Genomic DNA, 26,071 nt, shown 5'->3' with positions numbered 1-26,071 from the left:
GCGAGAGGCCGGGGGAAAGAAGCTCTTCAATTGTGTCCATTCGGTCATGGTCAGGTCCGTTGGATAAACTCGCGGCAGTGTATTCATCCCTCAAGCTTACCAATCCCTTTTTCAAAACACTCTCTAAGAGTTCTCCTGGTAGCGCGAGGTGCTGGAGAAGTGCCGCCGTAGCGGAGATACGCGCCCGTCCAGCCTGAGATCGTGCGACGATGATCTGCCCATTCATTTCTAACTGGCAGTTAATGCCTTCAGTAGCAATCAGTACGTTGACATCCTCAATTGCTTGCAAAGTCGCTCGATACAACGCTTGTGCTGGTGCAAGACCGAATCGGCGAACTACGGCCGCCAGGTTCTGCCCTACACCTGGGCTGAGCATGCCAGTGGTGCGTCCAGATGCTCCAGCTCCTAGCCGCTCAGCTTCAAGAACAACGACTCGTACCCCAGGTTGTCGTCGCAGCACGTGATATGCTGCTGAGAGCCCTGCAAAACCTCCACCAATTACAGCGACGTCAACTCGCTGTCTGCCGCCGGGAAAACGAGGATATGGTGATGGTTGCGCCTCAAACCAGATAGGGAGCGAAGGAGTCATGCGTGCACCTGCCTTGCTGCAAGTGCGGCCACCACCGCCGGTGAGCGGCGTACATGCCAGATCATGCCGTCGACCACATAGTGGTGAAAAGCGAAACCCCACCCCAAGCCAAGAAGAATGTTGCGAGTTAAGTCCGACTGTGCGACCGCAACGCCGCCAAAGCGTGGGCCATACCAGGCGACGCCAAAGAGGACTCCCACGAAAAGATACGTTGCGAGGTTTCCCATCGGGATACGTCCGAGGCCATGCTCGTACTGCCAGACGATACGATGATACTGCAGGTTGTGAAAAATCGTCAGTGTCGCAGTCAGAGTAAGGAGATTCTCTAATATAGAGAAGACTAGGAGATGAAATGCGATAACGATGGTAAGAAACAGATGTTTGGGTCCGAGTTGCAGGCGTTCCCAGCGTTCGGTCACGATCAATCCTAAGAGTACGGTCAGGGTCAACACAACGGCGACATCGAGTCCGAAGCGAGCAGAAGCATGCAACGCAGAAGGGACAGTTGGTAGCAAGCCGCTCTGACTGTAGGCATTACTCAGAGAGAAACGCAGATAGGGATACAAACACCCTGCCCACAAGACGAAGGCATCGAGACGCGCACCGGCTCGACTGGTTTCTCCGGCGCTCCGACGATACAGCATGAGAAAGCCATAGTGCTGCCGCACCAGATGCCAATATGCCCAGAGGTAAGCAACCACAAGAAATGCCCGAAACAACAATCCAGCTTGAGCAAGCTGTGAGGGGGAGGGAGCGCAGAGCCAATAATCAAGCAAAGCAAGGAGCGGACCGACAAACACAACTCCCCATGACCATACGCCTGGTAGTGCACTCCGTGAGGGTTGGTCCGGGGCTAGATAACTGCGTGTGTATGTCGCCCACACGTGGGTGCCATCGAAGACAATGCCCCACAACAATAAGAGTAACACTGCTGGGTGTGTGGCATTGTAGGTCGCATTCGTCAATGCGGGAGTCTGGCTGAAACAGACTAACAGCGCGAGTCCAACCAACGCCGATCCTTGAAACCACAACAGATCATCGCGACGAGAGATGACCCACTGACCCTCGGGGGACCTAGATTCCCGCTTTCGCGGGACTGACGAGAACCGGAGAAAAACGTCACGCCCACGCCGGCGAGCATCCTGTGATGAGGTTTGGGGATGGTTTGTTGTCATAAGGCCCATCCTTTCTCCATCGCGACACGGGTCCAGATAGTGTGATGCAGGTAACGCCCCAGCGGTGAGCCACCAAAGGCAAACACATAGCGATGAAGAGCATCACTGACTGGACCGCCCAACGCGTAGATACGGCTCAGCCAGTGCGACCAGCGTATTAATCCTACATTCACCGGGCGTCGTTCAGCCTCGTAGGCTGTGAGTGCCGCATCGATCGCGGTTGAGCGGCCTTCGGTTACTAGCGCTGGTCCGACGTGGCGAGCAAGAGCTGCCGCATCGCCAATTGCCATTGTCATCCCTTGTCCGGCTGTTGGATTCGTCAAGTGCACTGCATCGCCGAGGAGTACTGCACCGCGTGCGGTATACCGTGGTGCATGTGCACGGGCCAGTTGATACAGATGTGCACTTTTGGGAAACGCCTGCACTCCTGCTAACAAGCTCGATCGCTGGGCAATGGCCGCGATGCGTTGCTCCAGGGACCACGAACGAAATTGCGCTTCATCTTCGCGACGGATCAATGCCGCCAGAGCTACGCCACCCACACCAGGGACAATGAGAATGCCGCCGGCTGGATGCAGTTCGACCCGCAACGCATCTTCGTAGTGAGATGGACGTCCGACATCAACGACAAAGAAGCTATGGTTATAAGGGACGCGCACTAGCGGAATGCCAAGTGCGTTCCGCACCGCTGACGAAGAGCCGTCTGCCCCAACCACCAACCTGGCGTAAACCTGTTGAGTGTGTCCAGCTTCATCAACGAATGTGAGGCCAGTGATACGCCCTTGGTCTTCGTTGAGCTGTGTAACGTGACAGCGATAGCGGATGAAGACGTGCCCAGTGGCCAGTGCAGTATCTGCCAGGGTACGTTCGATTTCTGGATGGGGAAGGACCAGATAGGGATATTGACTCTCGGGTTGCGTGAGTGGTGCATCGAGCAACAGACCGGCGTGACGATGGAACACTTGCATACGTGTCAGTCGTTGTGCACCAGCGGTATAGCAGCGTTCCAACGCACCCCATGCTGAGAGATGGGCAGTAACGGTTGGTAACAGGCTGTCTCCGCGGTTGATATTCCCAGGACCTGGATGACGTTCGAGTACCAGGACACGCACGGAATAGGCGTGCGCAAGAGCTAAAGCAAACGCTGCGCCACCGACACCAGCACCGACCACAATCACATCGAATGTGCCGTCCTTATTACTCACCTACACTACACTCCTTGGTACCAAAACCTGCACGGCTCGCGGTTCACACCGTAATTCAATCGGCGTTGTTGTCTGTGGCAGTTCTCCATCGAGGGACACTGGTAGTGCACTGTTAAGGCTCTCTAGTCGGACCCATGGGCTTGAAGCGAGAGTAACCTCAGGCATCATTCCGTGCGTTCCCTTGAGGATGCGCGGAAACTGGTGAAGAAGGCGCAGTTTGGGAGTGTTTCGGACGATACAAAGATTCAATTGCCCGTCATCAACCTGAGCCTCTGGGCTGACCTTGAATCCGCCACCGTAACTGCGCGTATTAGTGACCGCAGCAAACATGACCGGCCCTGCAAATTGTCCACCGTCCCAGGCGATCCGCACAGGTTGTGGCTGGTACGTGAGGAGTGCACGCACGGCGGCATAAACGTTCAGCACTTTTGAGCGAGGAAGCCACGAGTGATGAATGAGCTGCAATGCACATTCATCAAGACCGACTGAGGCAACGCAGCAATAACGGTCCCCAGCTGGCGTAGCACGCGCGACATCAACCCAGCGTGGGGTGCCGTTGAGAAGCGTGCGGAATGCTTCAGAGACTGAGCGTGGTACGCCGATATCTTTGGCAAAATCGTTTCCTGAACCAATTGGCAAGATGGCGAGCGGGACGCGATTCGGTCCGGTGAGAGCACTGAGCGCCAACATGACAGTTCCGTCTCCACCGGCGAGGCCGATGGCGTCAAGTGTGTCACTTTGCGCTGCGTGCACTAAGTGTTGCAGATGTGCGGCGCAGCGGCTTTCGATCCACTCAACTCGGACTCCCGGAGTGCAAAAAGAATCCAGCTCTTGACGGTTTAGGGTGCGCTGGCCGCGACCGGAGCGAGCGCTCGGATTCACAATCAGTCGGATACGTTTTGTTTTGATCATAACGGCTGCCTACACTGAGCGCGTCAGAATGAGGAGGTCAATGATGGCGCGAAGAGAAAGTGGACGGCAAGCAAGAAATTCCCGTTCAACGAAGTCTGGCCCCCATTTCAGTTTGTATTGGACTTGGCGCTGCGCTGGATAGACCGCACTTCCATAGGTGCCGAGCAGGTGGACAAGCGTAGTGACAAGACGACTTCCGTGTGGCTCTTTCACTCCATCGGTGATGAACGGAGTAAACCCGAAGTGTAGATATCGTACGCCCTCGGCGACAAATCGCTCAATCGCATGAGCGTTGCACAGCTCCATCGTGCCAGTGGGAGCATCGGGAAGGCGGCGCGTAAGGTCGTGCAGGTATCCTGGGTGCTCACCCCAGACCGGAACATAGGTGATGAAACCCTGGAAGTGGTAGTGCGCGTCGGTGACGACAAAGATGCGCCGTTCGGTTTCTTGTGGGGTGCCAAGTTCACCGATCATGAAATCCAGTTCCTTTTTTCCTTTGGCGCGAAGCCATGCGTTGCTAATTTGATGCAACTGGGCAAAGGTCGTTGCATTAGCAGGGAACGACCGACCAACCTCTAAGACTTGTAAGTCCGCCGTTTGTGCTTGTTTGATCTTGTGACGAAGCTTGACACGCTTTGTTCCCGCTAACGAGAAGTGACGTAGATCAAGCCCGTAGGTTGTACCAAATTGATTCACCGTGAAACCGCGTGAATGAAAGAGCTCAAGCTGCGATTGACCTACTTGTACAACCACAACGCCACAGCCTTGTCTGTCAGCTTCGGCAAGAAAGCCATCGAGCAGTATCGCACGGCTGCTAAGCGGGGCATGGACACCACCTAGGGCAATAAAATGTTTGCCCTGGACTCGATAGGCGATAAAACCAGGAGTGCTATCGAGCATGAAGCGCTGATTCTGGGACGAGAGGGCGAGATAACCAGAAGGGTGATCGATAGCCTCTTCTCGCGCTAGAGGGCGCAGTGGTACGAACTTGAGTTGTTGCACTGCACTCATTTGGCATCCTTATGGACCAGCGCGGCTGGATTGGTGATCGTCTGCGTAATAGTGAATGGCTCGAATGGGAGTGACGTTGGTTTATAGGTGTTACCAAAGAGCCCACGGTCTCCAGACAAATGGATAGGAATCGCCAGCATCGCCCATTCTGGCGCACCAGCGAGCAGTGTCCACATGCCACAGACGATACCAGCAGTGAGGTAGCTATGCGTCACGTTGTACAGATGGTGATAGAGCGGGGCGATGACGCCTCCGTTAGCTCGACGATAAGCAATGGCACCGGGAATGTAGCCTACGAGATCGATCAGTACGAACGCAACGACAAATCGATCCCAAGCCACGTCTGCTCGATGTTGGAGGGTCAGGATGGAGAGAATAATGCTGAGCACAAGATGCTCAGCGCGGACCCACAACCAAGTTTCGTCAGTATGAAAACGATGTGAGTTGTCCATATTATGCCAATCCTGCACGCCCGAGTAGGCGCGTATGCTCTGTGTCAATATGTGAGTGAATGATGGAAACCTGTTCTTGATACGGAGTGTCGACGATCAATTGTCCAGGAGCGATCTCGATATCGGCAAAGTGTTCACCGTGACGGCGTGCCACGGCATCGAACAAGCCAACAAATTTCCGTATGTAGTAGCGGAATATTTCATTCATCACCATCCGTGCTTCCCGACACAAAGTGATGACGCGATTTCGATGTTCAGGCACATCGTGTAACAGTCTCTGCACTATAGCGGTGCCGAAGGCGACGTGGCGGGTTTCGTCGATGAAAGCGCTACGAATGAGCTGGGCGAGAAAAGGATCAAGCGGTTGCCAGTAGCGCTCTTCATACGAATAGAGTGGATAGGCCATGCCTTCGAGAATGAGATTCATTAAGGTCAGGGCTTCGACAAAGAGGCCACTGTCAGCCACTTCGTAACAACGGTCAATGAACTGCCTGAGTGGTGGAATGAGGATCGCGTCTGTCGCAGTGGCACCGTCCAAACCTAAAGCTTGGCTGGTCAATTCGAGGCGACGACGAAAAAGCTCGTGGTGTCGAGCTTCATCTAGGGTTTGCTGGGCGGAAAAGCTCATTGCCTCCACTGTTGGGGCCAGGCGAGTCAGTGCCCCTGACACACGCAACGCGGCTTCTTCAAACACGACGAACAAGGCGAGGTCGAGACGATGAACCTCAGCCAACGGTCGGGAGCTAAGAATCACCTCAGGGACCGCTTCACCGCACGCGAGAAAACTCGCTTGTTCCCGAGGCCACTGTCGGGTCGCGACGGCGTCGACCCAACGACTGATCGAATAATCAATCGTCATTGAGAACTCCTATCGTCATTGAGAACTCGTGGTGATGAACTCGACGTTCGTAGGGCGTCAACCATAGCTGACATGCTGACACCTTGCGGCTGAGGAACAAGCGGCTGACGCCGAGCGATTTTGTAAACCGTCCGGTAGGCGGCGATTGCCGCGGCCATGAATACGAAGGCTAAGAGCATGAGCGTCTGCAGTAACGTTGATCTAGCATCAACGAGCACACCAACGCCAAGAATGACAAAACCACTCGCAAGAGCTCGATAGAAGAACTGTCTTGTCGTTGAGCGTTGGGGGATGGCAAAAGGTGGGCGATCATAGACCCACACGGCACTCGCATAGACGAGCGCAGCAGAGACCGCTGCTGCAAGTATCGCTGGCCGCAAGGCCTGCCCGAAAAGGACCAGGGCGGTGGCAAACAGTACGATAACTAACAAGACCGTAAGCGCATGAACCGGGACCAGAGTCCGTGGTTCAATCTGGGCAAAGTGGCGGGGAAGCACTCCTTGAGAGGCCAGTGCGCAGGTGAAGCGTGAGAGCGCCAGGAGTGCCCCGTTCAGAGAAGTAAACGAGGCGAGAAAAGATAAAAGAATAATCGTCAGCGTCGCCACCGATCCGCCAACCTGTTGGGCAATAGCCAATTGGGGCAGGAACCACCGGTCGATTGTGAGTGTAGATGGCGCGAGGCAGGCGAACCCAAGCGCCAGCAACACATAGACCCCAGTGAGAACAGCAACGCTCCATCGTAATGCACAGCCGACTGCTTGCGCGGAGTTACCGCTTTCGACTTGTCCGGTGATCAACTCAAATCCCATGAAAAGGAACAACGCCTGCCCGACGGCTGCAATAAAGTGAGCAATTGAAGGAGTTGGTGAGGACAATCGCAATGTGAGTTGTCCGTGCGCGGCAGTATCGAACAGCGCTATGAGTGCAAAAGTTGCCAGTGCTCCGACCAGTGTCCAGGTTGCGATCGCCTGCACGCGATAGCTAATGCGTAACCCCGCCCGGCAGCAGACCCACGTAAGGAGCAAGAAAAGAAAGGCAATCAACCAGGGTGACAGTGGTACGAGAGAGGTGCCAAGAAAACCGACAATCGTGGCCTCGGCACCCGCGAGAAATAGGGTAAGAAGAAAGTATGGAGTCGTGAGGGTTATTGCCACTGGGCGGCTGTACCCACGAGAGAAATAAGCCAAGAGGCCAGCGCCACTCGGGACTACCTCGGCCAACCGTGCAAAGACACGAGCCAAAATGGAACAGCCCAATCCTGCGACAGAGATTGCGGCTACCGACCATACACCACCAAGCAATTGTTCAATTTGAAACAGACCGATGGTACACACAGAGGCAATGGCAGTGCCACAACTGGTCGCAACCATCGTACTGGTCGTCGGTCTGATCCGAGTGGGTGTTAAAGTGGACATAAGGTTGTAGCAATGTAGTCAAGCCGTAGAAAATCAGCTTCAGCGCCACGCACGGTCAGTTCACCAAACATGTACGGCTCATTTGGGCTCCGACGTAGTTCTAGAATGTCACACAACGTATTCTGCTCGGCGGTAATCGCCATGTCCGCAACAAGGTTCTCTTCGCACAGTTGGATGACGTGGCCATCCTTCACCTGCACCACGACTGTTGCGCCGCTATCGACGGCGACAAGACCAATCGCGAGTGTCCAGCCGCGCTGCTGGGCAACTAACCGCTGGTTTGCATGGTACACGTCAATAAAGTGGGTCGCAGCCGAAAGGAGATGATTCATAGGATCTCACTATAGAGTTGTACTTCTTCGCTTTGATGGAGAACGGGATTCCGAGTGATAGACAACGGCGCTAAGGAAAATCCATGTCGCTCGGCCAAGGCCATCAGGTAGTCAACTTCACTGAGTGAGACATCATTGCCGATGCTATGATTGCGAGTGTCTCTTTCTAAGGCGAGAAGAATCGTTTCCGACAAGCAGGCAAGTTGAACACCATCCGGAAGACCTTGCAGATTCCCGACACCAAACCGACAGTGAGGATCAGGAAGGGCGACTAACCCTCCATCAATAACAGCGATATCAGTCCGTGCACGTAGCCGTGGGGAGGTATCATACGGGCGTGCGACATCACAAATGATTGTTCCTGGTGTAATTGGAGCGTCGTCAAGGATGGGATGAAGCGAGCCACTGGCAGAGATGACAATATCGCAATTGGTGAGGCGTTTGAGGTTGGTCGTGACCTCAATCGTGCCCGGTCCCCAGGCCAGTTCTTCGCGTAAGCGGTGCAGATGAGTGCTGCCAGTCGTGGGATTCCCAACCAAGACCATGCGCCACGGACGTTCACGTGCGAGGAGCCGGGTAAGTAAGGTGCCCACAGAACCGCGGGCGCCGACCACTGCTACCTGTGTATCATCCAAGGAGAGTGCGTACTGGGCTGCGAGTCGCTGCGTTGCTGCGAACGCCATACCGGCGGTGAGGGCATTCCCTGTAGTAATTGCCGGGCCATGACCGATGACCGACAAACCGCGTTGACTATACGGTGTAGTGTACCCGCCAAGCCCCACAATTGTGGCTCCCAGGCTTGCGGCGAGATCGACCGCCTGACGAATGGCGTTACTGACGTGGCGCCGACCGTAGCGGGCCATATCTTCAGGGAGCAGAGGAAGAGCGATGATCACCCCTTCAGCAACTGCTCCCGTGTGTGAGTGAATGGTTGGTGCACGTAAGATGACCCCAGGCGGAAAATTCGCAGTGTATGCGCAGAAGCGGCGGACTTGGGTGAGATCGAATTGTTGCAAAGCCGGGTCAGTAGCGAGTACATCATCAAGCGACGTATAGTGAACAAGGAAGGCGTAGTTGATACCGGTGATCTGTGACCGTCGCGGTGGTAGAGCTACTGGCGCTGATACTACGGGGACCTGAGTCTCGGACGTGGGCATACAGGCATCGAGTGCGCCAAGGGCCCGGACGATCGTTCCAGTCGCATCGTGGTCGAGTTGCGCACATACAGTTTCGAGCCCGTCGAGAGCATACGCGAGTTCTGCGTTGCTAATGACAAGTGGCGGGGCAATGCGCAGCACACTCGTTTCGCCAAGCGTCGGTAATACCAACACCGACGTGTTTTCGGCAATCGTGGCGGCCACAGCATACGCATACAGGCCGTGATGTTCGATAAACGAAAGAAATGCGCCATGCGTGTTCCCTGGAGGACGAAGCTCCAGCGCGCACAACAGTCCCTGTCCACGTACAGCCGCGATCACACGCGGGTAACGAGCGGCAAGGTGGACCAACCGTGACAAAAGTCGATCGCCTTTACGGGCAACCTCCCGGCACAGGGGTCCAGTAGCAACTTTTTCAAGAATCGCCAGACCGACGCGACTGGCTACGTTGTTGTTGGCAAAGGTTGAAGAATGACGCAACGCAAACCGTTCATCCCACCATGCGGCAGTGGAGAGACAGGCACCAAGCGGAAACAGACCGCCACCGAGTGCTTTGGCTACAAGCAACACATCCGGCGTGATTCCTGAGTGTTCGTAAGCAAACAGCTTTCCTGTACGTCCCAGACCAGTTTGAATCTCATCAAGGACAAGCGCGACTTCATAGTGTGTACATAGTTCCCGTACCTGCGCGAGATAACCTGGCGGAGGGAAATAAACGCCACGTTCCCCTTGGATCGGTTCGAGAAACACTGCGGCGATGTGTTGCCCGTCCTGTTCCAGTCGTAGTGCCAGGACCTCAGCGTCACCAAACGGAATATGTTCAACCCCAGATGGCAACGGACCGAAGCCGTCAGCATATTGCGGTTGCCCGGTCACCGCGAGTGCACCGAGGGTTTTACCGTGGAAGGAGCCCTGCGCGGAGAGAATGAGCGGACGACCGCTACGGGAACGGACAAGTTTAATGGCTGCTTCTACGGCTTCTGCACCCGACGTTGTAAACACGCAGTGAGAAAGATTTCCTGGAGCCAGTTTGACTAATTCTGTTGCCAAAGCTTATGCATATAGCGCACGGTATGGCTGGACCATTGCAGGTTCAGCATTATCGAGTGCTGCACGGACTGCCGCAGTAACACACGGTGCATTATGGCCAAGCGCGACCGCACCATACTGCGCATAGCAATCAAGGAAGCGACGCCCTTGCGCATCGAAGAGCCATACCCCTTCACCGCGAACCCAGCGGCGATCGAAGCGGCACAAGGCAAGCAATCGCTGCAATGTTGGATTGAGCGCGTGATCCATAGCCTCTCCAGAAATGCTTTCCTCTGGCTGGATTACGCCGCCGACGAACTATGTCGACGAGGATCACGCTGGCTATGAGCCGTAGGCGTACTGCTAAGGCTCATAGAAATCAGCAGCTTGCGAGAAACTGCGAGCACGAGAGTATGCCCAGGAATCCCCATTACTGCCCCTCCTCTTCCGCTTGATAGGTACACTAACTGTACCTCCACCATTTGGGCAGGCTTTATTTATCACATATGGTCAGGAGAGACAACTCTTAGTGAGATATTTGGTAGGGAACGCGGCGAGAAATGGAAAATGTAAAACAAGAAATAGAACGTAAGAGATAGAAGACAGGAATCATAAAGATTTGCTTAAAGAGAAATGTTCCCCCATTCTGCCTTCTATCTCCTCTATGCTTACTTCGTTGTATTCTTCAGTCCGCCAGTTTTGCTGCTAATCCGCCTTTGTCAGACAATGCTTTGAGTTCGGTGAAGCCACCGATTGACTCATCGCCAATGAAAATCTGCGGTACCGTTCGCTGTCCAGAGCGTTTCATAATGTCTTGGCGTAACGCTGGATCGTTGGTGACATCAATTTCTTCAAATGGAATATTCTTACTTTTCAGCAAAGCCTTTGCTGATACACAGAACCCTCAATAGGTGGTCGTGTACATAGTGACAGTCTTCATTCTCTCGGTATCCTCCTCGGATCGTTCGGTCGCTCTTTTTGTACGTGATGCTGAACGTTGACTCAAGAGGTAATGGTAACGTCTAGACAGGGGGGAGTCCATTGTCAAAAGGTCCTTGCGGTGCCACAAGAAACCATAGAAGATTCGTCCACTTCGGCACTCACCGAGGGACACCTCCCTATTCCCTTGTCATGATCGATCAGTCACAGCACCACAGAAGCGTTGTGCTCACCGCAGGTCGCAGGGACAGTCTCTCCAATGCGACGTTCTCATCCCCGCACTCACAACACATGGAGTAGCAGTGACCCAACGCCCACGGCAGCGCACCAGGCAAGAAACGCGTAGCGGAGCCCAGGGGGTGCGTGGCGGAGTGCCATGAACTCTAACCCGATGAAGACGGCCTTGCTGATACCAATTGTGATTGCAATCGAAGCGGCAAGACTGGCGCTCATCTCAGCAAATGGATGACGACTGCCGAGCCAGAATGTGACTACGGTCGCGACGACGAGCCCGAGCCAGACGATCGTCGCGCGGCGAGGAATCATTCCTCCATGCGATTCGACCGGTGTGCTCATGGGACGTGCACCAAGTAGACAAGTGTAAAGATTACGACCCAGAGCAGGTCGACCATGTGCCAATAGACGGCGGTCCCCTCGACATAGCGGCGAGAGGGTTCCCAAGAGCGGCGGGCACGTGCCTTCGTGATCCAGCCGATAAGGAGTCCACTGCCGATGACGACGTGCGCGAGATGAATGCCAGTGAGCACGAAGTAGCAGGTGAAGAAAATGTCGGTTGAAGGCACGTATCCGCTGTGGACCTCGTGCGAGTACTCGAACGCTTTCACCGTGACGAACACGGCCGCACAGACGAGGGCACCGACGAGTTCGCGCACCACGAGCGCGTGTTTCTCGCGCCGGTGAGCATCGAGGGCGAGGACGACCAGCCAAGAACTCAAGAGAAGCACGAGCGTGTTCGCAAAGCCGTACGGCTGGACGAGCGCCTTCGTTCCGGCCGCGTAAAGCTCTGGCGCTTTCCTCCCTTCCCACATGAAGACGAGGAAGAAGAGTGCAAAGAGCGACATGTCTGCGAGAACGAACACCCAGAGTCCGACTTCGCCGGGAATCACGCCCGCCAGCGCCGGGCGTAGTGGCTCTCCGTTGTCTCTTGTTGTGACGGGCCTTCCTGGCTCGTCGGAGATCCAGAGAAAGTCGGGATGCGAGGGAACACGCTCCGGCGCGCGCCCGTGGGTCACGCTGCCGCCCTCTTCGTTGTCGACGAGCCTGCGAGCGGCACGGTAACGAGGTTCGGATCGGCAAGGATCGCGCGCCGCGAGAGGATGCCCATCGTGATGGCCCAGATCGTGTAGGTCGAGAGCGCGAGCCAGAAGACGAAAATTCCATCCCAGGCGAATGGACCCGAGAAGAAGAAGAAGGGAAGCACGTCGGGCAGGAAGGAGAAGCCGACAAGGAGGTTCAGGTAGCCGCACCAGCGAGGGAAGATCCCGTTGCGATCGTTGAGCACGGCCACTCCTATCGCGACGTTCTGGATGATGAAGGGCATGATCGGTGTAATGAAAAGGAGCCACGCTGCGTCGTTCAACGTAACAGTGAGTTCTGGTGTACGATCAGGACGGAAGCCAGCGAGCGTCATCAGCAGCATAGGGATGAGGAGCATCACGCCAGTTGCAGCGCCGGTCACAAGCTGGAGGAAGGTGAGGATCGGATAGCGGCCCTCCATCCGCATCATCTGTACGGCGATCACGGCCACAAGCGGAAAAATACCACCGAGGCCGAGGCCGGCGATGACGAGGCCAGCACGCACAGCCATAGAGTGATCGCGGTAAAAGGCGACGACCTCCTCCGGCATGTTGTGCGCACCGAGCGGCAGTGGAAGGACACCGGAGAGGAACCAGCCGATGAAAGCGACGACGATCATCGTTGGACCACAAAGCGCACAGAGAAGTTGAATTCGTCTGGTCAGTGCATCTTCTCGCTGCAGCATGATAAACCAAGCCTCCTGCTTTTTGGCTCGCTTCTAACTGTAATAAGCAGTGAAGTCAACTTCCGGGGAGGCGTTTCTATCGCTACATCTGTGCCTGATCGGCACCGGGTTCAAGGGGTGACAGATGATCCATGCTTACCTCTTTACTCTGAACGCTCTGCTCTTCACTTTCCATTCTCTTTGAGCACTTCTTCCGCTGCTCTCACTCCGTGATAGAAAGCCTCTTCAAACAGCGCAACTCCGCTGAGGTCGGTGTTGGCAAAATGAATGCCGCGAAATGGGACTGAAGCTCTGCGGCGCGCCTCACTCCAAACAAAATCTGGATGTGGGTGAATCATCGCGTGTCCCCAACGCATCACGTCCAAGCGTTGGGCAACTTTATGCAGTGAGGGGTGCGGGCGACGTAGATCGGTGAAGACGATATCCGCGCACGTCCTCCAATCCACAGCCAGGAACTTTGCCCGTGCCAGCTGCGGGTCAGTGTCACAGAATGGATAGTAATAGGTCAGCACCGTCGGCCCATGATCTAATCCACGTTGATGCGTAGCTACGACATACCCAAGTGAGGGGCTGTCGTAAAGCACATTGTCCCATGCGAGCGGGAATCCTCGGCTTTCCGGGCGTTGGGTCAGAAGTACATTTGCTACCATACATGAGCCGTACGAAAATTCTCGTAGGTGAGCTGGGGGATCATCGCGGTACGGCCGAATCAGATAACGTGAGAGCATCTGCGGCGTCGTGAGGATTACTCGATCTGCATGAAATCCGATCGGGGCCTGAGTGTGTGTATCAAAGGCTCTGACTTCAAGATGTTCCCTTCCGTTCGTCGCGACTGGATTGATATCTGCCACGGCAAGACCCAGTCGTACCTGGGAACGCAGGGCGCTGGACAAATATGTCACAAGACGTCCGTTTCCTTCCGGCCACGTCATGAGTGGTTGTGCGTCGTCACCCGGACTTTTGACACGAGCCGCGAAATAGAAGATTCCTGCCCACGCACTGGTTTGCTCGACCGTCAGGCCGAAGTCGTCACGGCACCCGTAATCGACCAACCACCGTAAGCGCGGGGATCGCCATCCATGCTGGTTCAACCATTCACTCATAGTGATTTGATCGAGTGCGGTGACTTCGGCGTCATCTGAACAGGTTGCTGCAGGGATGGTGAACGCGCGACGTCCACGGGAATCCCGCCAGGCGACCCAGCGATCGATTTCAGTGGTGAATGCCTCGAACTGGGCAAGATCCTCTGCGCTAGCGCCTGCGTGTAAGTAAAGCCCTTCGTACCAGCGACCTCGATAGAACAAACGTTCCTGGGGATCGCGGTACAAATACTGTTCGGCGACGACGGGGTCTCCATCTTGAGTGCGGCCTTCAAGCAACCCTATCTCATCAAGAAGTGCCACGAGTTGCGTGTTTTCTTTCAGTGGCACCGGCAGGTAGTGCGCTCCCCACGGGTACGGGACGAGGGGAGAGGTTTCGCTGCGTGAAGTCCCACCTGGTTGTGGTTCAAGTTCAAGCACGATGAAATCCGTAACCCCAGCACGCTGGAGTTGCCACGCCGCAGAGAGTCCTGCGACTCCTCCGCCGATAATAACTACGGCGACATTGTGCCAACGCTCAGGTGGGACTGCGAGGTTGAGGCCATCGCGAATACGATGGCCGATCACGTCTGACATCCCAATGATACGTCCTTCCAATGCAAGTGGTGGCGGCTGTGATCGACATGCAGCGAGCGCAGCCGGTAGTCCAACGAAGGCAGCGAGAACATCACGACGAGTGAAAGTGAACATAAGAAGCAAAACGTAAATGTGTCAAACGTCAACGAACAGAGGGAACGGTTACGTTTTACGGATTACGCGTTATTCCTCTCATTCATATTTTCGCCACTCCGCATCGTAATAGCGTACGAGCACTTGATTATCCAAGCGATTGATTTCTACTGGGACGGGACCCAGGTCGGCTGACAGGACAAAGAGTGCCGCCATCGTTTGGTTGTCCAGGAAGCGAAGGGCAGGGGGCGCAGTGGTTGGTGGCTCGAACGGAGCCGTTTGGGCGAGCGCAAATCCCCAGACCCCGAATGAAGGGACTGCGACATGGTAGGGACGGACAAAAAACCTCGTAGCTTCCATCGTGCGAATGATACACCAGAATGCCGTACGCGCGACGAGCGGTGAGGTCGATTGAATACCCACTGCGGCGTCAGGGGCGAGTCGTTGTTTCAAGAGTTTGTAGAACCGTGTGGTATAGAGCTTACCAAGCGCAAAAGTACCAGGGTCAGGAAAGTCGACAATGGCGACATCATACAAGCCTTGCGTGTCTTCCAGCCATAGCATCGCATCCTGATTCACAACTCGGACGCGGGGATCAGAAAAAGACTGATGATTAAGCTTGGCAAGAGGTGGGAAATGCTGAGAGAGGGTCGTCATACCTGGATCAAGATCGACCAGCGTTACCGACTCGACCGAGGGATAATGGAGAATCTCACGGAGTGCTAAACCGTCTCCGCCGCCAAGAATCAAGGCTCGGCGCGGGGAACGTACAAGCGCCATCGCTGGATGAACGAGTGCTTCATGATAGCGATACTCATCGAGGGAATTGAACTGTAAGTGACCATTGAGGAACAGTTGAAAACCGGTCTTGTCACCGGTGAGGACGATGCGTTGATACGAAGTGGTACGTGCATAAAGGACTTCATTGGCGAAGAGATCGCTTTCCGCCAATGTTGTCAATGTGTTTGCTTTGATCATCCCGACGGTGAGAATTGTTATTACGAGAACCGCTCGCAGACGCAGTCCGGTCAAGCTGCCCTTGAGAAGTGGTTCCATGTACCAGGTTGCCCACAATCCGACTGCCGCATTGAACAGCCCAAAGAGTAAGGAGGTACGCACCAGACCGAGCCGAGGAACACAAAACAGTGGAAAGAGCAGCGAGGCAACCAACGCGCCGATGTAATCAAAGGTCAAGACGCGGGAGACCAAATCTTTGAAGTCGAGCACGTCTTTCAAAATACGCATGAGCAGCGGAAGTTCTAGCCCGACAAGCACCCCGATGACGAACACCGATCCATATAACACAAGGTGAAAAGAGCTGAGCCGGGCGAAGCTCAAGAATAGTAAAGGTGCGGATAACCCTCCCAAGAGGGCAACCCCGAGTTCGATTTCAATAAAGCGGCGCGCAAGGCCAGTCTCGATAAACTGTGACAACCAGGCACCTACACCCAAAGCAAAGAGATAGATGCCGATGATCAGCGAAAACTGCGTGACACTGTCGCCGAGAACGTAACTGGCCAAGGTGCCAGCGAGCAGTTCATACACTAACCCGCAGGTGGCAATGATGAAGACGTTGATGAAAAGGATAGTTGGGCGCAGCGTGCGAAGGTGCCTTACCCATGAATCGCTGCTGAAACGATCAATGCCACGCCGATAATGACCGACGCGATGACGATACTGAGAGCCACATTCTGATCTTCTTCAATCTCTTTGCGGACTGAAAATGGCGAGATCCTCACGATCAGCCAAAACGCGACAGCAAAGACGATCACGCCGATAAGTGCAAAAATCAATGAACTCATGACCTGGGTCATGAAATGATCGAACTGCTCTTCCATCATCACTTGCCTCCTCGATAGCCAGAGTGCCAGGTATGGAACGACCGGTACCCTCCTGGCGAGTGTCGTGCGCTTGCTGGGATTAGCTGCTTTTCAGGGTTACCAAATTCTTGGCCGGTAAATCCAACCCAGCCATAATATAGGAGGACCATTCCCCCGGTGACAAGATAAAATTTTCTCAACACCCCACTTCCCTCTCTCTTCCTTAGCCTGCGGAATCATACGGATTATACATGCTGTCACTCCAGCGCTGTACTTCAAAATAATAGTGTCTCAAGGCGACAAAGAGTGGAACCAGGGAAAGTGCAAGGATGGTGAGGATGAGGTGCTTCGGACGTGGAACACCCTGCTTGATGGTTATGGTAAAAGTCACCGGCTGAGACTCGCTTTTGTTCCATTGCGCCTCAAACCCCAGGATATACGTTCCTGCCTCTGGTGCAGTGAGATACACGGTTGACGACCGGCTTCCTTCGGTCCACGCCTCCCCATCTTCGATTCCGCGATAATACTCAAGGGCAAGGGAGAAGCCTTGGGCTTCATCGGTTTGTTGATTGATGAGATCTCCGGCGAGATCAAGCCAGGAGTTCTCTAATGATGTGGTTACGGTAATCTCCACGTTTTGTCGCGGCTGGAGAGTGAACGGCTCACTGAATCGAATCGCCGTAGTTTCACTCACCTTGAGAGGATCAAGCTCATAGGTCTGTCGCACGACGAGCCGCTGGGCCCCAAGAAAAAGCAAGAGAAAACCCAAGATCAAGGCCATGAGGGCGAACTGCAACCAATGTTCATAGACTTTCCAATGCGGATACGGTTGGTTCGGTGCGATCTTCCACGGGCGCGGCAAGTCGCGAAGGTTGAAGGCTTTCTCTATCACTTGTGGTGAGAGATATTCTCCCAGCGACCAATTGATCTCCCCGGCGCTAGATTGAGTGGACACGGAGATCTCGCGAGACAACGTAAAAGGGGGAGCCACATAGTCTGCCGTCATGACGGTTTCACCAACCTCAACCCGCCAATAAAACTCGCCGAGTACGTGCTCAACCCGCGCTGGTGCGCCTTGAAAGAGTTTGAACTTTTTCTTTTCATAGCGAGCCTTTTGGGCTTCGTTCGTTACCTTGCCGGGGGGAAGCGGCCTGACAAAATTCCAATGATCGTCACTGCGCACCAGCCAGCGAAACCCGAGTCGCGGAGCATAGAGCAAGTATTCTTCCCAGAAATAGCGAACTCCATCGAACTCGACACTTCGTTGCAAGAAGCCAATCACCGTCAGCGGAGGGTGATGGTCGAAATGACCGACTGCACCCAACGGAATGACTGGGGTGACGGTATGACTGAGGGCGCGCAGGAATTTGAGGTTGCCGTGGTTGATATCGAGCAATGAACTACAGCTTGGGCAGGTGACTCGTTCAGTCTGATCAGGAACACGTAAAGAGAGTGCGCTGCCACAGTTCGGACACGAGAGCTGCTGAGCCGCGACAGGAGTCGCTGCACGTGAGGTTTCAGTCCGGGGAAACCCCAATTCACCAAAGTCTACCTCACGGCCGACGAATGCCAATGGCAAGTGTTCACTATAGTCGAGCGTCGCAAACTCACCGTGAGGGCCAGAAAGGTCGGCATACTGATGCTCAACGCCAGGAATGAACCGGTAGGGGATTTCTCCTTCGGCACTGACCGTGTGAGCAATGCCTTTCTCTGTAACAGTCAATGGTGTGGGTGGAGACAGGGCAAAGACGAGTGCTCCAAGTGCGAGGTTGGAAAATGATTCAATTGCGTCAGGATCTGCGAGGTGCTTCTGAAAAGTCAGATAGAATCGTCCCTGCGCTTCTGCCAACCAGCCCCAACGATCGTTAGGAAACGAAGCGTACCATTCGTTCCACAGTCCACCAGCTTCGTGGCTGAATTGGACTCGGCCAGTCAATTCAAAGGCTTCACCTTGATAGCGACCTCGTAACCCGATCGCCAGAGGAGAATCGGTGGCGACGAGATACGCAACTTTCCCTAGGTCTTCAGGATTGCGGTCTCCACGTGCCACTACCGAACGGCAGAATTCGCAGACGAGAACAACCGACGACCCAAGTTTGAATGTTATTGATGACCCGCACCCTGGACAGGAGGCCTGAACCATACTCCCTCACAACCGCTTCCTGCCTTACTCTATATGAAATGAACACAGGGCTGCAAATCAGGAGCCTTCCCGTAAGCCGGAATAAGTGAAGCGTCTCCGACAACGATCTAATCTGTAACGCCCCGCATGAAGGTTCGGGCCGTAACCTGACGCGCAGCAAATGTCGCAGTAAGCTCTTCAACCCACCGCCACTCCGGTCGCGGACGACAGCAATAGAGATTGAACGTCACGATGCCAGTTTCAGGGTAGGTATGGCAGGTGAGGTGCGACTCAGTGAGCAGATAGATACCTGTTATGCCACCAGGTGAAGGGAATTGGTGCCAAACACTTTCGCCAATGACATGGAGATCAAGCTCAGTGATGATGCGTTCACAAACCTGTTGAAGCGTGTTCAAGTCGCACAATCGCTCAGGAGCACATCCTATTGCGTCTACTAGCCATTCTTGTCCAACGGTCATTGCCCTGCTGTTCTACGGCAGATTGGTTTCGCCCATCAAAAAGCGATCACACTCGCGGGCTGCACCCCGTCCTTCATTAATTGCCCAGACAATCAGGCTCTGACCGCGGCGACAATCGCCTGCGGCAAACACCCCTTCGACACTGGTAGCGAATTTGCCATGCTCGGCGGCAGCGTTTGAGCGCGCATCGCGTTTGACGTTGAGTTGCTCCAACACGGTATCTTCTGGACCAAGGAAGCCCATGGCGAGAAGCACGAGATCCGCCTTCAAGGCGCGTTCTGATCCTGGAACTCTCTGTGGGCCAAACATCCCTTTGGCATCTTTGCCCCAAGTGACATCAACGATGTGTAATTCTTTTACATTGCCGTTAGCATCACCAACAAATTTCTCTCCGGTAGTGAGGTAAACCCGGGGGTCGTCACCAAAACGGGCTTTCGCTTCTTCCTGTCCGTAATCAAGTTTGTACACCTTGGGCCATTCAGGCCAGGGGTTATCTGCGGCACGATTGTCAGGTGGACGCGCGAGAATTTCTAACTGGGTGAGACTTTGACAGCCGTGACGCATTGAGGTGCCTACACAGTCAGTGCCGGTGTCTCCACCGCCAACGACGATCACATGCTTGTCTTTTGCCGAAATATATTTGCCATCGGCGAGGTCGGAGTCGAGTAAGCTCTTGGTGTTGGCGTGGAGAAACTCCATGGCGAAATGAATGCCTTTGAGGTTGCGACCTTCGATGGGTAGGTCGCGTGGCTTGGTGGCGCCAGTACACAACACAACGGCGTCGAACTGCTGTCGTAATTGCTCGGCTGGCATCGTGCGGCCAATATCTGCGTTGGTGACGAACTTTACTCCTTCCGCAGCCATGAGGTCGAGTCGCCGTTGAACAAGCTGCTTTTCGAGCTTCATGTTAGGAATGCCGTACATGAGCAAGCCGCCAATCCGATCGGCTCGTTCGTACACGGTCACCAAGTGGCCAGCATGATTGAGTTGATCGGCACACGCCAGCCCGGCAGGACCAGACCCTACTACCGCAACTTTCTTACTAGTGCGTTTCTCTGGCGGTTCAGGTTTCACCCACCCTTCAGCGAAGCCTTTATCGATGATCGAACATTCGATGTTTTTAATTGTCACCGGCAGTTCGTTCATGCCGAGGACACACGATCCCTCACACGGAGCGGGGCAAACGCGCCCGGTAAACTCTGGAAAGTTGTTGGTTTTATGGAGCCGTTCGAGCGCTTCTTTCCACAAACCACGATAGACGAGATCGTTCCACTCGGGGATCAAGTTGTTGATTGGACAACCAGACGCCATACCGCTGATGAGTTGGCCGGTGTGGCAAAACGGAATGCCGCAATCCATGCAGCGCGCGCCTTGTTGTTTAAGCTTGCTTTCTGGAAAATGCTCGTGGAACTCTTGCCAATCCTTGAGCCGCACGAGCGGTGAGCGATCGACTGGCAACTCGCGCCCAAATTCCATAAAGCCAGTTGGTTTACCCATTCCTCTTCTGTCTCCTTGTCGTTCTTTTGAGGCGGAGGCTCTTCACGAACGAGAATCAAGATGCTCGTCGGTATTCCTGACCGAAAACGACTGAATCGATGTACTGGTTCGCTTCATAATCAGTGATAATTTCGCCACAATCTGGACACACCTCACAGGTAACCTGAGGGATTCGGATTTTTTTGTTCTGCCGGACGAACTCCAAATCTTTTTTCGTTGGAAATATTTTCCGGCTCCCACAAATTGGACACTCACGCAAGTGCGAGTTCATAACACATCCCTCTTGGCGGAAATCAACAAGTAATATTCTTCATTGCCCTGTACTGTACGAATCGTGCCTTTGGTATACACAAGCATGCCATCATAGGTGGGACTGACGATACCATAGAGTTTCTCTCGCTACTGAACTCGCCCTGGACTCCGTGAGCGGAGCGTTTTGTTAATTGCTGGCGCGTTCACCAGAGATTCGACAATATCTTCAACTGTAAGCCCGTCTCCTATACGTTCAAGATCTGCCTTGAAAGTGAAGCGCAATCGCCTGGCAATAGCAAGCCGCTTGATCTTTGTGAGAATGTCCACACCAGCTAGTTCCCACTCACCCGCGCGGCATCATTCTTGTTCGCTTCAAATGCCGCCATAACAGCTTCGTCACCCAGGTGCCCTTGGTGCTCGGCTTCACGAACGGCGTCAAGCATGCGCTTGTAGTCTTTAGGCATGACTTTCACGAACTTCGGTGCGAAGTCGTTCCAGTATGTCAAAATGTGCCGCGCACGGTCACTATTGGTGTGGTCTACATGCTTCCAGATGAGCTTCTCTAGTTCTTGCAGATCCCATTCTTCCATGCGTTCGAGGAAGACGGTCTCCTGGTTACAGTGGCTGGCGAAAGTGCCACCTTCGTCAAGTACGTAGGCGACTCCACCTGACATGCCAGCGGCAAAGTTACGCCCAGTTTTACCCAGGACGACGACGCGACCTCCAGTCATATACTCGCAGCCGTGGTCACCTACACCCTCAACCACTGCCCATGCCCCGCTGTTGCGGACCGCAAAGCGCTCGCCGGCCATGCCGCGGATGTACGCTTCACCGCCGGTTGCCCCATAAAAAGCCACATTACCGATGATGATGTTATCCTCGGGGACAAAGGTCGATCCCGCTGGTGGATAGGCGACGATCTTGCCACCAGAGAGCCCTTTGCCGCAGTAGTCGTTGGCATCACCTTCGAGATCCAGCCGCATACCGCGTGGGATAAACGCACCAAAGCTCTGTCCTGCCGAGCCTTGGAAACGAAAATGAATCGTATCCTCGTGTAACCCATGCGGACCAAAGCGGCGCGTGACTTCACTACCAAGCAGCGTGCCGACGACCCGGTTGATATTCCGAATCGGTACTGTTGCCTCAACCTTTTCCTGACGTTCAAGTGCAGGTTGCGCCAGTTTGAGTAACACTTGGTTATCAAGCGCTTTATCGAGACCGTGATTCTGAAGAATCTGACAGTAACGGCCAACTTCTGGACCAACCTGAGGCTGATAAAGAATCGCTGAATAGTCCAACCCCTTGGCTTTCCAGTGGTCAACCGCGCGATGCATGGCGAGCTTGTCCGTACGTCCCACCACCTCGCTGACTGTGCGGAAGCCAAGCTGCGCCATGTACTCGCGCATCTCTTGCGCGATCATGTACATGAAGTTTACGACATGCGACGGATCACCAGTAAACTTCTTACGCAACTCAGGATTCTGGGTGGCGACGCCAACCGGGCAGGTGTCGAGATGACACACGCGCATCATGATGCAGCCGAGAACAACGAGGCCTGTGGTTGCGAAACCGAATTCTTCTGCGCCAAGCAACGCTGCGATAACCGCATCTCGTCCGGTTTTTAACTGTCCATCGGTCTCAACCACAATGCGACTGCGCAGATTATTCAGCACCAGGGTCTGATGGGTTTCGGCAACACCCAGTTCCCACGGTAAACCTGCGTGCTTGATGCTGGTTTGCGGTGAGGCACCAGTCCCGCCGTCGTGTCCACTAATGAGCACGACATCCGCATGACCCTTGGCGACACCAGCAGCAATGGTGCCGACTCCGACTTCAGACACCAGTTTTACACTGATACGAGCCTGATCATTGGCGTTCTTGAGGTCATGAATCAATTGCGCCAGATCCTCGATCGAATAGATGTCATGATGCGGTGGCGGTGAGATCAAGCCAACGCCAGGAGTTGAGTGTCGCACTTTAGCGATCCACGGATAGACTTTACGTCCAGGCAACTCGCCACCTTCACCAGGCTTGGCGCCTTGCGCCATTTTGATCTGAATCTCTTTGGCTTGTGTCAAATAGTGACTCGTGACACCAAAGCGCCCAGACGCGACTTGTTTGATCGCGCTGTTGCGTGAGTCACCATTGGTATCGAGGACGTAGCGAGCCGGATCTTCACCGCCTTCACCCGTGTTGCTCTTACCGCCGATGCGGTTCATGGCAATGGCGAGCGACTCATGCGCTTCTTTGCTGATCGATCCGTATGACATCGCGCCAGTCTTGAACCGTTTAACGATCTCCTCGACTGACTCAACTTCTTCGAGCGGGATCGGCGTCGGTGCGAACTTCAGATCCATTAACCCACGTAACGTCGCCATCCGTTCAGACTGGTCATCAATGAGTTTGCTGTACTCCTTAAACGTGGCGTAGTTATTGGTCCGACTGGCCTTCTGCAGCAAATGAATCGTCTTCGGGTTGAAAAGGTGCAACTCGCCATCAGCGCGATACTGATATTGGCCTTGGACTTCCAATGTATGACCGTCAAGCGAAATTTCTGGGAAGGCTTTGCCGTGTTGCTGGATCGCTTCGCGCGTAATGACATCAATCCCAATACCGCCGATACGCGATGGCGTCCACGTAAAATACTTGTCAATCAGTTCTTGCCCGAGCCCAACCGCTTCGAAGATCTGCGCGCCGCAATAGGACTTGATGGTTGAGATGCCCATCTTGGCCATCACTTTGACCACGCCTTTGACGACGGCTTTGTTGTAGCCTTTCACAGCATCGTAATAGCTGAGGTCGAGCATTCCCTCATGGATCATGTCGTTAAGCGACTCGTAGGCCATGTAGGGATTGAACGCCTGCACACCGTAGCCGAGCAATAGACAGAAATGGTGCACCTCGCGTGGCTCACCGGATTCTAACACCAAGCCTACACGAGTACGCATGCCATTACGGATGAGATGATGATGTAAGCCTGCCGAAGCGAGGAGGGCAGGGATGGCAGCGTGCGTCCGATCAACCCCTTTGTCTGACAGAATCAAAATGGTGGCACCGCCAGCGATTGCTTTGTCCGCAGCTTGATAGAGGGCGGCGATTGCTTGTTCAAGTCCGGCTTGCCCTGCTCTTGGGTTAAAGAGGATCGGTAGTGTAACTGCTTTGATCCCCGGCTGATCAAGCTTGCGCAGTTTCTCTATCTCCGAATTTTTCAAAATCGGAGTGGACAACCGCAGTTGGTGGCAACTGTTTGGTTGCGGATCTACCAGATTTCCTTCTGAACCGATTGTGAGCGTTGTTGAGGTAATCAGTTCCTCACGAATGGGATCGATTGGCGGATTGGTGACCTGGGCAAAGAGTTGCTTGAAATAATTGTAAAGCAATTGTGGACGATCAGAGAGCACCGCCAATGGTGTGTCGGTCCCCATCGAGCCAATTGGCTGAATACCATTTTGCGCCATCGGTCCGAGGTTGATCCTGAGGTCTTCAAAGTTATAGCCAAACGCCTGCTGCTTCTGCAGGGTTGCCTGATGGTTATGGACCGGCTCTGTATCCTTTGGTGTTGGCAGTTCGTCGAAATGTACCGTATTCTTGACCCATTCTTGATACGGAAGCGCGGTGGCAATTTCCTGCTTGATCTCTTCGTCACTGATGATGCGGCCTTTTTCCGTATCCACCAGTAACATTCGCCCCGGCTGCAAGCGACGTTTTTCCAGGACCATTTCAGGCGCAACCTCCAACACGCCAACTTCCGACGCGAGGACGACAAGATCGTCTTTGGTGACGTAGTACCGTGAAGGGCGCAGTCCGTTACGATCCAGCACGGCACCAACGCGAACACCATCAGTGAAGCCGATCGAAGCTGGACCATCCCACGGTTCTATCAAACTGCTGTGGTATTCGTAAAAAGCGCGATTCTCTGCGCTCATACTTTCGTGATTCTCCCACGGTTCGGGAATCATCATCATCACTGCGTGTGGGAGAGAACGTCCGCTGAGAACGAGAAACTCCAGGCAATTGTCGAACTTGGTGGAGTCGCTGCCGTCTTCTTGAATGATAGGGAACAGCTTCTGCAAGTCATCGCCAAACAGCGGTGATGACAGCATCGACTGCCGCGCATGCATCCAGTTTTCGTTGCCACGCAGGGTGTTAATCTCACCGTTGTGAATCAGATAGCGATACGGATGGGCACGTTCCCAACTGGGGAAGGTATTGGTACTGAAACGTGAGTGGACGATAGCGATTGCGGATTCGACCAAAGGATCAGAGAGATCGCGATAAAACGTGCTAACCTGCCCTGGGGTGAGCATCCCTTTATAGATGATGGTGCGGCTCGATAAACTCGGCGCATAGAAATACTGTCCTCCCGCCATAGAGCCGAAACGAATCTCGCGCGAAGCGCGTCGGCGGATCACATAGAGTTTGCGCTCGAAGTCGAGAGGGTCAGTACCTGTTGTCGTACGACCAATGAACAACTGGCGAATCATCGGCTCGCAGGCTTTTGCCGATGCTCCTAACTGGCTGTTATCGACAGGAACATCTCGCCAGCCAAGGACTGTTTGCCCCTCTTCGCGGACGATTGTTTCGACGCGTTGCTCAATACTGCGGCGCTGTTCAGCATCTGGCGGGAGGAAGAACATGCCGACACCATACTGTCCGGCTTCCGGCAGGCGAATATCCAGCGCTGCACATGTATGCTGAAAGAAGGTGTGGGGAACTTGGAACAAAATTCCTGCGCCGTCACCGGTTGCTTCTTCACAGCCACGCGCACCACGATGATCCAAATGGGCTAAAACAGTTAAGGCCTGGTCGACAATCGTGTGAGATTTCTTCCCTTTGATATTGACCACGAAACCCATGCCACAGGCATCGTGTTCGTGCTGTGGATCATACAGGCCTTGTTTGGGAGGAATACCGATCTGTGTCATAGTGCGCGCTCCCTTCTCTGGAACAATGCAGAATTAAAAATGAAGAATTAAGAATGTAGGAAGGGGAATCCGGGTGATATGGGTGCTCAGGTTTCCTTTTTGAATTCTTCACTCTTCACTCTTTGGAACA

24 protein-coding genes are annotated in these 26,071 nt (G+C 54.2%); all 24 read right to left on the bottom strand.

The annotated features are described in order from the left end of the window. The coding region (locus tag FJ147_04355) for an FAD-dependent oxidoreductase (GenBank protein ID MBM4255112.1) at positions 1–589 on the bottom strand (589 nt) is incomplete at its 3' end. Continuing rightward, positions 586–1,764, bottom strand: a complete 1,179-nt coding sequence (locus FJ147_04350; protein ID MBM4255111.1) for a hypothetical protein — start codon at positions 1,762–1,764, stop codon at positions 586–588. The genes FJ147_04355 and FJ147_04350, both read right to left, overlap by 4 nt. After that, on the bottom strand, positions 1,761–2,969 hold the full coding sequence (locus tag FJ147_04345; protein ID MBM4255110.1) for an FAD-dependent monooxygenase: 1,209 nt from the start codon (positions 2,967–2,969) through the stop codon (positions 1,761–1,763). The genes FJ147_04350 and FJ147_04345 overlap by 4 nt, the downstream gene beginning before the upstream one ends. Continuing rightward, complete coding sequence (locus tag FJ147_04340; protein ID MBM4255109.1) at positions 2,970–3,881, bottom strand: diacylglycerol kinase family lipid kinase; 912 nt, start codon at positions 3,879–3,881, stop codon at positions 2,970–2,972. 9 nt (positions 3,882–3,890) lie between these two features. After that, a complete protein-coding gene (locus FJ147_04335; GenBank protein MBM4255108.1) occupies positions 3,891–4,892 on the bottom strand; it encodes a DUF2156 domain-containing protein in 1,002 nt (333 codons plus the stop codon). Continuing rightward, a complete protein-coding gene (locus FJ147_04330) occupies positions 4,889–5,344 on the bottom strand; it encodes a hypothetical protein (GenBank protein MBM4255107.1) in 456 nt (151 codons plus the stop codon). The genes FJ147_04335 and FJ147_04330 overlap by 4 nt, the downstream gene beginning before the upstream one ends. A 1-nt stretch (position 5,345) precedes the next feature. Continuing rightward, entirely contained in the window at positions 5,346–6,203 is an 858-nt protein-coding gene (locus FJ147_04325; GenBank protein ID MBM4255106.1) for a hypothetical protein, read from the bottom strand. Beyond that, the gene (locus FJ147_04320) at positions 6,200–7,618 is read right to left on the bottom strand and encodes an APC family permease (GenBank protein MBM4255105.1); all 1,419 of its coding nucleotides are present in this window, start codon (positions 7,616–7,618) and stop codon (positions 6,200–6,202) included. Before FJ147_04320 ends, FJ147_04325 begins: the two co-directional genes overlap by 4 nt. Next, positions 7,606–7,950, bottom strand: a complete 345-nt coding sequence (locus FJ147_04315; protein MBM4255104.1) for a hypothetical protein — start codon at positions 7,948–7,950, stop codon at positions 7,606–7,608. The genes FJ147_04320 and FJ147_04315 overlap by 13 nt, the downstream gene beginning before the upstream one ends. After that, complete coding sequence (locus FJ147_04310) at positions 7,947–10,157, bottom strand: aminotransferase class III-fold pyridoxal phosphate-dependent enzyme (protein MBM4255103.1); 2,211 nt, start codon at positions 10,155–10,157, stop codon at positions 7,947–7,949. The genes FJ147_04315 and FJ147_04310 overlap by 4 nt, the downstream gene beginning before the upstream one ends. A 3-nt stretch (positions 10,158–10,160) precedes the next feature. Beyond that, complete coding sequence (locus tag FJ147_04305; protein ID MBM4255102.1) at positions 10,161–10,406, bottom strand: aminotransferase class III-fold pyridoxal phosphate-dependent enzyme; 246 nt, start codon at positions 10,404–10,406, stop codon at positions 10,161–10,163. Positions 10,407–10,821: 415 nt separating this feature from the next. Further along, positions 10,822–11,076, bottom strand: a complete 255-nt coding sequence (gene grxC, locus FJ147_04300; protein MBM4255101.1) for a glutaredoxin 3 — start codon at positions 11,074–11,076, stop codon at positions 10,822–10,824. Between the two features lie 281 nt (positions 11,077–11,357). Further along, on the bottom strand, positions 11,358–11,651 hold the full coding sequence (locus FJ147_04295) for a hypothetical protein (GenBank protein MBM4255100.1): 294 nt from the start codon (positions 11,649–11,651) through the stop codon (positions 11,358–11,360). Then, entirely contained in the window at positions 11,648–12,328 is a 681-nt protein-coding gene (locus FJ147_04290; GenBank protein MBM4255099.1) for a cytochrome c oxidase subunit 3 family protein, read from the bottom strand. Before FJ147_04290 ends, FJ147_04295 begins: the two co-directional genes overlap by 4 nt. After that, on the bottom strand, positions 12,325–13,077 hold the full coding sequence (locus FJ147_04285) for a hypothetical protein (protein MBM4255098.1): 753 nt from the start codon (positions 13,075–13,077) through the stop codon (positions 12,325–12,327). The genes FJ147_04290 and FJ147_04285 overlap by 4 nt, the downstream gene beginning before the upstream one ends. 164 nt (positions 13,078–13,241) lie before the next feature. Then, positions 13,242–14,753 carry an FAD-dependent oxidoreductase gene (locus FJ147_04280; GenBank protein ID MBM4255097.1) on the bottom strand — a complete coding sequence of 504 codons (1,512 nt, stop codon included), beginning with the start codon at positions 14,751–14,753 and terminating at the stop codon, positions 13,242–13,244. A 192-nt stretch (positions 14,754–14,945) separates the two neighbouring features. Continuing rightward, positions 14,946–16,445: a polyamine aminopropyltransferase gene (locus tag FJ147_04275; protein MBM4255096.1), complete on the bottom strand. Its 1,500-nt coding sequence runs from the start codon at positions 16,443–16,445 to the stop codon at positions 14,946–14,948. A 14-nt stretch (positions 16,446–16,459) separates the two neighbouring features. Then, positions 16,460–16,660 carry a DUF350 domain-containing protein gene (locus FJ147_04270; GenBank protein MBM4255095.1) on the bottom strand — a complete coding sequence of 67 codons (201 nt, stop codon included), beginning with the start codon at positions 16,658–16,660 and terminating at the stop codon, positions 16,460–16,462. A gap of 229 nt (positions 16,661–16,889) precedes the next feature. After that, the gene (locus FJ147_04265; protein MBM4255094.1) at positions 16,890–18,809 is read right to left on the bottom strand and encodes a DUF4178 domain-containing protein; all 1,920 of its coding nucleotides are present in this window, start codon (positions 18,807–18,809) and stop codon (positions 16,890–16,892) included. 107 nt (positions 18,810–18,916) lie between these two features. After that, positions 18,917–19,267: an S-adenosylmethionine decarboxylase gene (locus FJ147_04260; protein ID MBM4255093.1), complete on the bottom strand. Its 351-nt coding sequence runs from the start codon at positions 19,265–19,267 to the stop codon at positions 18,917–18,919. Positions 19,268–19,279: 12 nt separating this feature from the next. Beyond that, entirely contained in the window at positions 19,280–20,764 is a 1,485-nt protein-coding gene (locus FJ147_04255) for a glutamate synthase subunit beta (protein ID MBM4255092.1), read from the bottom strand. Between the two features lie 55 nt (positions 20,765–20,819). Further along, the gene (locus tag FJ147_04250; GenBank protein ID MBM4255091.1) at positions 20,820–21,035 is read right to left on the bottom strand and encodes a YgiT-type zinc finger protein; all 216 of its coding nucleotides are present in this window, start codon (positions 21,033–21,035) and stop codon (positions 20,820–20,822) included. A gap of 128 nt (positions 21,036–21,163) precedes the next feature. After that, on the bottom strand, positions 21,164–21,343 hold the full coding sequence (locus tag FJ147_04245; GenBank protein MBM4255090.1) for a hypothetical protein: 180 nt from the start codon (positions 21,341–21,343) through the stop codon (positions 21,164–21,166). Positions 21,344–21,348: 5 nt separating this feature from the next. Further along, positions 21,349–25,941 carry a glutamate synthase large subunit gene (gene gltB / locus FJ147_04240; protein MBM4255089.1) on the bottom strand — a complete coding sequence of 1,531 codons (4,593 nt, stop codon included), beginning with the start codon at positions 25,939–25,941 and terminating at the stop codon, positions 21,349–21,351. Positions 25,942–26,071 lie beyond the last annotated feature (130 nt).

This window comes from Deltaproteobacteria bacterium (genome assembly GCA_016874775.1).
Taxonomy (GTDB): Bacteria; Desulfobacterota; Binatia; order Bin18; family Bin18; genus VGTJ01.
The sequence above is the reverse complement of the archived record's forward strand: the minus strand, read 5'-3'. Positions and strand labels throughout refer to the sequence as shown.